Raw genomic sequence first — 12110 nt, forward strand, 5'->3', positions numbered from 1 at the left:
GCCATGGGCATCGAGGAGAAGGTTCCCGGCGGTTTTTTGCTCAGCACCGTCGAGACGCTCGCCGGGTTCGCACGCAAGGGCTCACTGTGGCCCGCCTCCTTCGGGCTCGCGTGCTGCGCCATCGAGATGATGGCCACCGCGGGTGGCCGCTACGACATCGCCCGATTCGGCATGGAGGCCTTCCGGGCCTCGCCGCGACAGGCCGACGTGATGATCGTCGCCGGCCGCGTCAGCCAGAAGATGGCCCCCGCGCTGCGCCGCGTCTACGACCAGATGGTCGAACCGAAGTGGGTGCTCGCAATGGGCGTGTGCGCCTCGTCCGGGGGGATGTTCAACAACTACGCGATCGTCCAGGGAGTCGACCACGTCGTCCCCGTCGACATCTATCTCCCGGGCTGTCCGCCCCGGCCCGAGATGCTCCTCCACGCGATCCTGGCGCTGCACGAGAAGATCGCGCAGATGCCCCTGGGCGTGAACCGGGCCGAGGCGATCCGCGCCGCGGAGGAAGCCGCCCTGGCCCAGCGTCCGCTCATCGAACTGACGGTACCGCCGCGATGACCGATCTCGAACGGACAGGATCCGACCACGACGACCGCACCGACGAGGTGATCGCGGTCCGCCGCGGCATGTTCGGGGTTCGCGGATCCGGCGACACCAGTGGATACGGGCGCCTCGTGCGCCGGGTGACGCTGCCCGGTAGCACCGACCGTCCCTACGGCGGTTACCTCGACGACCTCGTCGACACCCTCGAGGACGTACTCGACGAACGCTCCGGCGACACTGCGGTGGGCTACGCCGACGCGGTGGAGAAGGTCGTCGTGCACCGCCACCAGGTGACCGTCTTCGTCCGCCGCGAGCATCTGCCCCTGGTGGCCCGCACCCTGCGCGACCATCCGGATCTGCGATTCGAGCTGTGCCTCGGGGTGGGCGGCGTGCACTACCCGCAGGAGACGGGCCGAGAACTGCACGCTGTGTATCCGCTCGTCTCCATCACCCACAACCGCCGGATGCGTCTCGAGGTCGCGATCCCCGACAGCGACCCGCACATCCCGTCGCTGTACCGCATCTACCCGACGAACGACTGGCACGAACGCGAGACCTACGACTTCTTCGGGATCGTCTTCGACGGTCATCCCGCGCTCACCCGCATCGAGATGCCCGACGACTGGCGCGGACATCCGCAACGCAAGGACTACCCTCTCGGCGGAATCCCGGTGGAATACAAAGGCGCCCGGATCCCGCCCCCCGACGAACGGAGGGCGTACACGTGACGAGCGAACCCGCCGGCGAGACCGTCTTCGACGCCGTCGGACGCGACTGGGACGACATCGCCGCTGCCGTACGCGACAGCGGTGAGGACCACATCGTCGTCAACATGGGACCTCAGCACCCGTCCACCCACGGTGTCCTGCGCCTGATCCTCGAGATCGACGGCGAGACGGTCACCGAGGCGCGCTGCGGAATCGGGTACCTCCACACCGGAATCGAGAAGAACCTCGAATACCGCAACTGGACCCAGGGCGTCACCTTCGTCACGCGCATGGACTACCTCGCGCCGTTCCACAACGAGACCGCCTACTGCCTCGGTGTCGAGAAACTCCTCGGAATCGAGGATCTCGTCCCCGCACGCGCGCAGGTCGTGCGGGTGATGCTGATGGAACTCAACCGCATCTCCTCGCATCTGGTGGCACTGGCCACCGGCGGCATGGAACTCGGTGCGACCACACCCATGCTGTTCGGATTCCGCGAACGCGAATTGATCCTCGACGTCTTCGAGACGATCACCGGACTGCGGATGAACCACTCCTACATCCGTCCCGGCGGGCTCTCCCAGGACCTGCCCGACGAGGCCGTGCCGATGATCCGTGACCTGCTCGCCGTGCTGCCCGGCCGGCTCGCCGACCTCGAAGCGCTGTTCACCGACAATCCGATCTTCATCTCGCGCACCCGCGACATCGGCTGCCTCGATCTCACCGGATGTATGGCCCTCGGCGTCACCGGCCCGATCCTCCGTTCGACCGGACTGCCCTACGACCTGCGCCGCGCCGAACCCTATTGCGGTTACGAGACCTTCGAGTTCGACGTCGTCACCGCCGAGGGATCCGACTGCTACGCGCGCTATCTCGTTCGGATCGGGGAGATGCGCGAGTCGCTGAAGATCGTCGAGCAGTGCCTCGACCGGCTCCGCCCCGGCCCGGTGATGGTGCAGGACGGCAAGATCGCCTGGCCGTCGAAACTCCGGCTCGGACCGGACGGACTCGGCAACTCACCCGATCACATCCGCCACATCATGGGCGAGTCGATGGAGGGCCTGATCCACCATTTCAAGCTCGTCACCGAAGGCATCCGCGTCCCGGCGGGACAGGTCTACATCGGTGTCGAATCGCCGCGCGGTGAACTCGGCGTCCACATGGTCAGCGACGGCGGCACACGGCCCTACCGCGTGCACTACCGCGACCCGTCGTTCACGAATCTGCAGGCCGTCGCGGCGATGTGTGAAGGCGGCATGGTCTCCGACGTCATCGCTGCCGTCGCCAGCATCGACCCGGTGATGGGGGGAGTGGACCGATGAGCACCGAATTCGTGCGGGCCCCGGGCGCCGAAACCACCGGCCCGGCGGGCACGAGCGAGACCACCACCGCCGTGCCGATGACCGAACCCGCCGGGCGCGAACCCGTCCTCGTTCCGCTCGGGCCGCGCCCGGACGAAGACACCTATCTCGTCCCGCCCGGCGCGCCGCGCCACTATCCCGACGACGTGCGCGCGCGTCTCGTCGCCGACGCCGACCGGATCGTCGCGCGCTATCCGCAGCCACGGTCGGCGCTGCTGCCGCTCCTGCATCTCGTGCAGGCCGAGGACGGCTACATCACGCCCGCCGGGATCGAGTTCTGCGCCCGACGCCTCGGGCTCACCGGCGCCGAGGTCGCCGCCGTCTCGACCTTCTACACCATGTACCGCCGTTCGCCGACGGGCCGGCACCACGTGGGGGTGTGCACGAACGCGCTGTGCGCGACGATGGGCGGCGACGAGATCTTCTCCGCGCTGTGCACCCGGCTCGGCATCGGACACGACGAGACCACCGCCGACGGCGCGATCACCCTCGAACACATCGAGTGCAACGCGGCCTGCGACTACGCCCCGGTGATGACCGTCGACTGGGAGTTGTTCGACAACCGCACCGTCGACTCCGCGGTCGAGCTCGTCGACGAGCTGCTCGCCGGCAATACACCCACACCGACGCGCGGCGCACCGCTGCGCAGCTTCCGCGACACCTCGCGCCTGCTGGCCGGTTTCCCCGACGACCGGCCCGGTGCACTCGACGCAGCCGGCACCGCCGGACCGGCCTCCCTGGCCGGACTCGAGGTCGCCCGCGAACACGACATGCGGGCACCGGAACCACCGGAGAACGGCGAGGCCGGCGTCACCCTCGGGAAATCCCCGACGGGCCTGACTCCTGTGCTCACCCGTTACTGGGACGCGGAGCAGGCGTGGACGCTCGACGCCTACCGACGGCACGGTGGTTACGAGGCCCTACCCCTCGCGCTCGGTACGGATCCGGACGCCGTCATCACCGCGGTGAAGGACTCCGGGATCCGCGGCCGCGGCGGTGCCGGATTCTCCACCGGCACCAAGTGGTCGTTCATCCCGCAGGGCGACGACAAACCGCACTATCTCGTTGTCAATGCCGACGAATCCGAACCGGGTACCTGCAAGGACATCCCGTTCATGCTGGCCACCCCGCACGCCCTCGTCGAGGGCGTGATCATCGCCGCCTACGCGATCCGCGCCCGGCACGCGTTCATCTATCTGCGCGGGGAGGCCGTCCCGGTCCTTCGGCGTCTGCACGCGGCCGTCGCGGAAGCCTACGAGGCCGGTTATCTCGGACGCGACATCCTCGGCTCCGGATACGACCTCGAACTCGTCGTCCACGCGGGTGCGGGCGCGTACATCTGCGGCGAGGAGACGGCCCTGCTCGACTCTCTCGAGGGTCGCCGTGGCCAGCCACGCCTGCGCCCGCCATTCCCCGCCGTCGCAGGCCTGTACGCGTGCCCCACCGTCGTCAACAACGTCGAATCCATCGCGAACGTCCCGCTCGTCATCCGCAACGGTGTGGACTGGTACCGCTCGATGGGCACCGAGAAATCCCCGGGTTTCGCGATGTTCTCCCTCTCCGGGCACGTCACCACCCCCGGCCAGTACGAGGCCCCGCTCGGCATCACCCTGCGGGAGCTGCTCGGCTACGCCGGCGGCGTGCGCGCCGGGCACCGACTGAAATTCTGGACACCCGGCGGCTCGTCGACTCCGATCTTCACCGACGAACATCTCGACGTCCCCCTGGACTACGAGAACGTCGCCGCCGCCGGGTCGATGCTCGGAACCCGGGCGCTGCAGATCTTCGACGAGACGACCTGCGTCGTCCGCACCGTGCTGCGCTGGACCGAGTTCTACGCCCACGAATCGTGCGGCAAGTGCACTCCCTGCCGCGAGGGCACCTGGTGGCTCGTGCAGATCCTCGACCGGCTCGAACACGGCCGGGGCACCGAGGCCGACCTGGAGAAACTGCTCGACATTTCCGACAACATCCTCGGCCGGGCGTTCTGCGCGCTCGGTGACGGTGCGACCAGCCCGATCACCTCGTCGCTGAAGTACTTTCGCGACGAGTACCTCGCGCACTTCGAGCACGGAGGTTGCCCGTTCGACCCGCACCTGTCGACGCTCGCCGCCGACCCAGCCGCGGAAGGAGGTGAGCGATGACCGCCGTGTCCGGTGCCGGTGCGGAGAAGTCCGACACCACCGACCTGGTGAACGTCACCATCGACGACACCGAGATCGCCGTGCCCAAGGGCACTCTCGTGATCCGCGCCGCCGAACTGATCGGGGTGCAGATCCCGCGGTTCTGCGACCACCCGCTGCTCGACCCGGTCGGCGCGTGCCGGCAGTGTCTCGTGGAGGTCGAGGGCCAGCGCAAACCGCTCGCCTCGTGCACGTCGGTGGTGAGCGACGGCATGGTCGTCCGCACCCAGTTCACGTCGCCGGTGGCCGACAAGGCCCAGCGCGGCGTGATGGAACTGCTGCTCATCAACCATCCGCTCGACTGCCCGGTGTGCGACAAGGGCGGTGAATGCCCGCTGCAGAACCAGGCGATGTCCAACGGCCGCGCCGAGTCCCGCTTCGAGGACACCAAACGCACCTATCCGAAACCCATCGCGATCTCCTCTCAGGTGCTCCTCGACCGCGAACGGTGCGTGCTCTGCGCCCGGTGCACGCGCTTCGCCGATCAGGTCGCGGGCGACAGGTTCGTCGACATGCTCGACCGCGGGGCGCTGCAGCAGGTCGGCATCTACACCGAGGAACCGTTCGAGTCGTATTTCTCCGGCAACACCGTCCAGATCTGCCCGGTCGGTGCTCTCACGGGCGCGGCGTACCGGTTCCGCGCCCGCCCGTTCGATCTGGTCTCCACACCGAGCGTGTGCGAACACTGCGCGAGCGGCTGCGCCCAACGCACGGACCACCGTCGCGGCGCCGTGCTGCGCCGCCTCGCCGGGGACGACCCCGAGGTCAACGAGGAATGGAACTGCGACAAGGGGCGCTGGGCGTTCACCTACGCCACCGCCGACGACCGGTTCACCACGCCCCTCGTCCGCGACGAGACCGGAATGCTCGTCCCTGCCTCGTGGATCGAGGCGCTCGGCGTCGCCGCACGGGGGCTGGCGGCGGCACGCGGCAGGACCGCGGTCCTGACCGGCGGTCGACTCACCGTCGAGGACGCCTACGCCTACGCGAAGTTCGCGCGCACGGCGCTCGGCACCAACGACATCGACTTCCGCAGCCGTGCGCTGTCGGACGAGGAGACAGCCTTCCTCGCCGCGCGGGTCGCCGGACGGCACCTCGAGGTCACCTACCGCGACCTCGACCGCGCGCCTGCGGTGCTCCTCGTCGGATTCGAACCCGAGGAGGAGTCGCCGATCGTCTTCCTGAGGCTGCGCAAGGCGGTCCGGCGGAGCAGGTTGCAGGTCTTCACGATCGCTCCGTTCGCCTCGCGCGGTGTGCTGAAGCTCTCGGCGCGACTCGAACCGTGTGTACCGGGCGACGAGGCGCGAGCACTCGACGCGATCCGCACCGGATCGTCCTCCGACGCGGCCGCTGCGCTGCGAACTCCCGGCGCGATCGTGCTGGTGGGGGAGCGCGCTGCGGTATCGCCCGGTGCGCTGTCCGCCGCTGCTGCCCTCGCCGATGAGACCGGAGCTCGCCTGGCGTGGATCCCGCGCCGCGCCGGCGATCGCGGCGCCCTCGAAGCGGGTGTGTTCCCGACCCTGCTGCCCGGTGGCCGCCCGGTCGACGACCCGCAGGCGCGTCGCGACATCGAGTCGGCCTGGGGTCTTGCGGCCGACACCCTGCCGTCCCGGCCGGGGCGCGACACCGCCGCGATCCTGGCCGCAGCCGCCGACGGTGCGCTGGGCGCGCTCGTGATCGCCGGTATCGACCCCGCCGACCTGCCCGATCCCGAGGCCGCACATGCCGGCATCGACGGAGCCGAGTTCGTCGTGAGTCTGGAAGTGCGACGCAGCGCGGTGACCGACCGCGCCGACGTGGTCTTCCCCGTCGCACCCGTGGCCGAGAAGACCGGGAGCTTCCTCGACTGGGAAGGACGCGAGCGGGTGTTCCCGATCGCGCTCCGTGACACCGGGGCACTGCCCGACCACCGAGTGCTCGCGGCGATCGCCGACGCGATGGATCTCGATGCAGGCCTCGACGATCCCGGCCCCCACGCTGTCGACACCCTGCGCCACGAACTCGCGGCCCTCGGGCGATGGAGGGGCACCGTCCCCGAGACGCCGACGACGTCCCCGCGACCGGAGCGACGTCCCGTTCTCGGGGAGGCGGTCCTCGCCACCTGGCGGATGCTCCTCGACGCGGGCCGGTTGCAGGACGACGAACCCCACCTCGCCGGGACAGCGCACGAGCCCGTCACCCGCCTGTCGGCCGCGACAGCGGCGGAGATCGGGGCGGCCGAACACCCTTCGCTCACCGTCTCCACCGAACGCGGGTCGATCACGCTTCCACTGGTGATCGACGACCTGCCCGACCGTGTCGTCTGGTTGCCCACCGCCTCCCCGGGGTCGATGGTGCACGTCGATCTCGGCGTCACCGCCGGTGATGTCGTGCGGATCCGGGCCACCTCGACGACGAGCACCGGATCGGCCGAGGAGGATCCGCGATGATCGTCACCGCCCAGCAGCCCGTGGACCTGTCGATGTTCGGTATCGACCCATGGTGGCTCGTCGTCGTGAAGGCCCTCGCGATCTTCGCGTTCCTCGTCCTGACCACACTCGTGATGATCCTCGCCGAACGCAAGATCATGGCCTGGATGCAGATGCGGGTCGGACCCGACCGGGTCGGCCCGAAAGGACTGTTCCAGACCGTCGCCGACGGCCTGAAACTCGCGCTCAAGGAAGGCATCATCCCGACCGGGGTGGACAAGCCGATCTACCTGCTCGCCCCGATCATCGCGACGGCCCCGGCGTTCATGGCGTTCGCGGTCGTCCCGTTCGGACCGGAGGTGTCGATCTTCGGAACCCGAACGCCGCTGCAGCTCACGGATCTTCCCGTCGCGGTGCTCTACGTCCTGGCGATCACCTCCGTCGGCGTCTACGGCATCGTGCTCGCCGGCTGGGCCTCCGGCTCGACCTACCCGCTGCTCGGTGGCCTCCGCTCCACCGCGCAGGTCATCTCCTACGAGATCGCGATGGGACTCGCGTTCGCCGCCGTCTTCTTGCAGGCGGGCACGATGTCGACCTCGGGGATCGTCGCCGCGCAGAACGACCTGTGGTTCGTCGTGCTGCTGCTCCCGTCGTTCCTGGTGTACTCGGTGTCGATGGTGGGGGAGACCAACCGCGCTCCCTTCGACCTTCCCGAAGCCGAAGGCGAACTCGTGGGCGGCTTCCACACCGAGTACTCGTCGTTGCGGTTCGCGATGTTCATGCTCGCGGAGTACGTCAACATGGTCACCGTCTCCGCGCTCGCGACCACCCTGTTCCTCGGGGGCTGGCACGCGCCGTGGCCGCTGACGCTGTGGAGCGGCGCGAACTCGGGCTGGTGGCCGCTGCTGTGGTTCGTCATCAAGGTGTGGGTCGTGCTGTTCGTGTTCGTGTGGTTGCGCAGCACCCTGCCGAGGCTTCGATACGACCAGTTCATGTCCCTGGGCTGGAAACTGCTCATCCCCGTCTCGGTCGTGTGGGTGATGGTCGTGGCCGTGCTGCGCCTCCTCGACGGCAACGACGTACTCCCCGGCACCGTGAGCCTCATCGTCGCCGGTGTGCTGTCCACGGCGCTGCTGTTCGGCTACCTCGCCCTGCGCGCACGGCGGACCAGGCGTACCGCGCAGGCGATCGAACTGCCCGGACCCGACGAGGAATTCGACGCCATGGCCGGTGGATTCCCCGTGCCGCCACTCCCTGCTCGGTCGGGCACCCGATCGACTCCGCCCGCCTCGGCGGGTCGTCTCCCAGGAGGATCGTGATGGTCGAATTCCGCGGCCCGCTGGCCGGTTTCGGTGTGACGCTCACGACGATGTTCAAGAAGCCCAACACCGAGCAGTACCCGGAGCAGAAGAGACCCACCGCACCCCGCTATCACGGACGCCACCAGCTGAACCGGTATCCGGACGGGCTCGAGAAATGCATCGGCTGCGAACTGTGCGCGTGGGCGTGCCCGGCCGACGCCATCCACGTCGAGGGCGCCGACAACACCGATCAGCAGCGGTACTCGCCCGGCGAACGGTACGGGCGTGTCTACCAGATCAACTACCTGCGGTGCATCGGCTGCGGACTGTGCATCGAGGCGTGCCCGACCCGCGCGCTCACCATGACCAACGAGTACGAGATGGCTGCCGACAACCGCACCGACATGATCTACGAGAAGGACCGGTTGCTCGCACCCCTCGAGCCCGGGATGCAACCACCTCCGCATCCCATGGCTCCCGGCGCCACCGACGAGGACTACTACCGGGGCACGATCCCGGTGTCCGAAGACATGTCCTCCGCGGCCGACGGGGAGGAACGCCGGTGACCACCGCCCAGCTCGCCGCCGAACTCGCCACGACCTCCACCGGAGAGGCCGTGCAGTTCTGGATCCTCGGTGCCGTCGCGGTGCTCGGGGCGCTCGGCGTCGTCGTCGCCCCGAAAGCCGTGTACTCGGCGCTGTTCCTCGCCATGACGATGATCGTGCTCGCCGTCTTCTACATCGCGCAGGACGCCGTGTTCCTCGGTGTGGTGCAGGTCGTGGTCTACACCGGCGCAGTCATGATGCTGTTCCTGTTCGTGCTCATGCTCGTCGGCATCGACTCGTCCGATTCGCTCGTCGAAACCATCAAGGGCCAGCGTGTTCTCGGGATCGTCGTGGCGATCGGGTTCGCGGTGATGCTCATCGGCGGCATCGGGAACACGGCGGTGTCCGGGTTCGCGGGACTCGACGCCGCCAACGCCGGTGGCAACGTCGAGGGCTTGGCGGTGTTGCTGTTCATCGACTACGTCTGGGCGTTCGAACTCACCGGGGCGCTGCTCATCACCGCCACCGTGGGCGCGATGGTGCTCGCCCACCGGGAACGATCGGAACCCAGGAAGACCCAACGCGAACTCGCCGCACGCCGGTTCCGCGAAGGGGAACGGGTCACGCCGCTGCCGGCCGCGGGTGTCTACGCCCGTCACAACGCCGCCGACGTCCCTGCCCTGCTCCCGGACGGCTCGTTCTCCGAGCTGTCGGTCGGAGATCTGCTCGGCCGCATCGGCCGCGACTGGGACCACACCGATCTCGGCCTGAGCGAACCCGGCGGCGACGACGCGAGGAAGGATCGGCGATGAACCCCGAGAACTACCTCTACCTGTCGGCACTGCTGTTCACCATCGGTGCAGTGGGAGTTCTCGTCCGCCGCAATGCCATCGTCGTGTTCATGTGCGTCGAGTTGATGCTCAACGCCGCCAACCTGGCCTTCGTCACCTTCGCGCGGATGCACGGCAACCTCCACGGCCAAGTGTTCGCCTTCTTCACGATGGTCGTCGCGGCCGCCGAGGTCGTCGTCGGTCTCGCCATCATCGTGACGATCTTCCGGACGAGGCGATCCGCCTCCGTCGACAACGCCGACCTGCTCAAGTACTGACGACCCCCCGAGGACGGTGAGTGTGAGAGCCCACGACGAACCGAGAGGACACGCGGCATGACTTCGTTCCTGAACTCGGCGCTGTGGACGATACCGGCACTGCCCTCGGCCGGCGCGTTCGTACTGTTGATCCTCGGACGGCGCAGCAACAGCTGGGGACATCTGCTAGGATGTGCCACCGCGATCGCCGCGTTCGTCGTCGGCGCCGTCATGTTCGCCGGACTGCTCGGACTCGACGCGAACGAACGGCTCGCGCAGCAGACCGTGTTCACCTGGGTGCCGGTCGGCGAGCTGCAGGTCGATCTCGGACTCCGGCTCGATGCGCTGTCGATCTGTTTCGTGCTGCTCATCACCGGGGTGGGATCGCTGATCCATCTCTACTCGATCGGGTACATGGCGCACGATCCGGAGCGCCGGAAGTTCTTCGCCTATCTGAACCTGTTCCTCGCCGCGATGCTGGTGCTCGTCCTCGCCGACAACTTCCTCGTCCTGTATCTCGGGTGGGAAGGAGTCGGTCTCGCCTCGTACCTGCTCATCGGCTTCTGGCAGTACAAGCCGACCGCCGCGACCGCCGCGAAGAAGGCGTTCGTCGTCAACCGCGTCGGCGACATGGGGCTGCTCGTCGCCCTCATGATCATGTTCGCGACCTTCGGCAGCCTCGACTACGACACGGTTTTCGCCGCGGTCCCCGCAGCGACCGAAGGCACGGTGACGGCGATCGGCCTGTGCCTGCTCCTGGCCGCGTGCGCGAAATCCGCTCAGCTGCCTCTGCAGTCGTGGCTCGGCGACGCGATGGAGGGCCCGACCCCGGTCTCGGCGCTCATCCACGCCGCGACCATGGTCACCGCCGGCGTCTATCTCATCGTCCGGGCGAACGCGATCTTCGACGCCGCACCGGCCGCGCGACTGGCGGTGGTGATCGTCGGCGCCGCGACCCTGCTCTTCGGCGCGATCATCGGGTGCGCGAAGGACGACATCAAGAAGGCGCTCGCGGCCTCGACGATGAGCCAGATCGGCTACATGGTGCTCGCCGCCGGACTCGGCCCGGCTGGTTACGCCTTCGCGATCCTGCATCTGCTCACCCACGGATTCTTCAAGGCGGGATTGTTCCTCGGCGCCGGTTCGGTGATGCACGCGATGAACGACGAGACCGATATGCGCCGCTTCGGCGGGCTCCGCGCGGTCATGCCGATCACCTTCGCCACCTTCGGGCTGGGCTATCTCGCGATCATCGGGATCCCGCCGTTCGCCGGCTTCTTCTCCAAGGACAAGATCATCGAGGTCGCCTTCGCCGCCGGCGGGGTCGAAGGCGTCGTGCTCGGTGTCGTCGCGCTGCTCGGCGCGGGGCTGACCGCCTTCTACATGACCCGCGTGATGGTCCTGACCTTCTTCGGCGACCGGCGCTGGGCGTCCGGCGCCACCCCGCACGAATCGCCGGCCTCGATGACCTGGCCGATGGTCGCCCTCGCCGTGGGCTCCGTCGGGGCCGGTGGGCTGCTGGTGCTCGGCGGGGCGCTGCAGCACTGGCTCGAGCCGGTCGTCGGATACGACCATCACGAGGGCGGCCTGCCCGTCTGGCTCGTCACCACCCTCACCCTGGCGGTCGTGCTCGCGGGTGTCGCTGTCGCCTACCGGCAGTATGTGCGCGAACCGGTCCCGGAGACGGCACCGGAGGCGGTGTCGGCGCTGACCGTTGCCGCGCGCCGCGACCTCTACGGCGACGCGGTGAACGAAGCGGTGTTCATGCGTCCCGGCCAGGGCATGGTGCGCGCCCTGGACGCCGTCGAGTCCACCGGGATCGACGGTTCCGTCACCGGTGCGGCCACCGGGATCGGTGCGCTCTCGCGCGGACTGCGCCGGTTGCAGACAGGCTTCGTCCGTTCGTACGCGTTGTACATGTTCGCCGGCGCGACCGTCGTGGTCGGCGCGCTCGTCCTGGTGACGCTGTGATGGG

Annotated in this window: 10 protein-coding genes; all 10 read left to right on the forward strand. The window is 68.5% G+C overall.

The window, feature by feature from the left end:
- The first annotated feature begins 3 nt into the window (after positions 1-3).
- Genes GON09_RS03695 through nuoL form a run of 10 tightly spaced genes read left to right on the forward strand, consistent with a single transcriptional unit; the run spans position 4 to position 12106 of the window.
- Positions 4-558, forward strand: a complete 555-nt coding sequence (locus GON09_RS03695) for a NuoB/complex I 20 kDa subunit family protein (protein ID WP_213930650.1) — start codon at positions 4-6, stop codon at positions 556-558.
- The gene (locus GON09_RS03700) at positions 555-1271 is read left to right on the forward strand and encodes an NADH-quinone oxidoreductase subunit C (RefSeq protein WP_213930651.1); all 717 of its coding nucleotides are present in this window, start codon (positions 555-557) and stop codon (positions 1269-1271) included. The genes GON09_RS03695 and GON09_RS03700 overlap by 4 nt, the downstream gene beginning before the upstream one ends.
- On the forward strand, positions 1268-2572 hold the full coding sequence (locus GON09_RS03705; protein ID WP_213930652.1) for an NADH-quinone oxidoreductase subunit D: 1305 nt from the start codon (positions 1268-1270) through the stop codon (positions 2570-2572). The genes GON09_RS03700 and GON09_RS03705 overlap by 4 nt, the downstream gene beginning before the upstream one ends.
- Positions 2569-4755, forward strand: a complete 2187-nt coding sequence (nuoF, locus tag GON09_RS03710) for an NADH-quinone oxidoreductase subunit NuoF (RefSeq protein ID WP_213930653.1) — start codon at positions 2569-2571, stop codon at positions 4753-4755. Before GON09_RS03705 ends, nuoF begins: the two co-directional genes overlap by 4 nt.
- Entirely contained in the window at positions 4752-7223 is a 2472-nt protein-coding gene (locus GON09_RS03715) for an NADH-quinone oxidoreductase subunit G (RefSeq protein ID WP_213930654.1), read from the forward strand. Before nuoF ends, GON09_RS03715 begins: the two co-directional genes overlap by 4 nt.
- Positions 7220-8521 carry an NADH-quinone oxidoreductase subunit NuoH gene (gene nuoH, locus GON09_RS03720; protein WP_213930655.1) on the forward strand — a complete coding sequence of 434 codons (1302 nt, stop codon included), beginning with the start codon at positions 7220-7222 and terminating at the stop codon, positions 8519-8521. The genes GON09_RS03715 and nuoH overlap by 4 nt, the downstream gene beginning before the upstream one ends.
- Positions 8521-9069: an NADH-quinone oxidoreductase subunit NuoI gene (gene nuoI / locus GON09_RS03725; protein ID WP_213934260.1), complete on the forward strand. Its 549-nt coding sequence runs from the start codon at positions 8521-8523 to the stop codon at positions 9067-9069. Before nuoH ends, nuoI begins: the two co-directional genes overlap by 1 nt.
- The gene (locus GON09_RS03730; protein ID WP_213930656.1) at positions 9066-9860 is read left to right on the forward strand and encodes an NADH-quinone oxidoreductase subunit J; all 795 of its coding nucleotides are present in this window, start codon (positions 9066-9068) and stop codon (positions 9858-9860) included. The genes nuoI and GON09_RS03730 overlap by 4 nt, the downstream gene beginning before the upstream one ends.
- Positions 9857-10156 (forward strand): NADH-quinone oxidoreductase subunit NuoK, encoded by a 300-nt coding sequence (gene nuoK, locus GON09_RS03735; RefSeq protein ID WP_016935375.1) that lies wholly within the window; start codon positions 9857-9859, stop codon positions 10154-10156. The genes GON09_RS03730 and nuoK overlap by 4 nt, the downstream gene beginning before the upstream one ends.
- A 57-nt stretch (positions 10157-10213) precedes the next feature.
- A complete protein-coding gene (nuoL, locus tag GON09_RS03740; RefSeq protein ID WP_213930657.1) occupies positions 10214-12106 on the forward strand; it encodes an NADH-quinone oxidoreductase subunit L in 1893 nt (630 codons plus the stop codon).
- The last annotated feature ends 4 nt before the right edge of the window (positions 12107-12110 follow it).

It is taken from the genome of Rhodococcus sp. B50, assembly GCF_013602415.1.
GTDB lineage: Bacteria > Actinomycetota > Actinomycetes > Mycobacteriales > Mycobacteriaceae > Rhodococcus.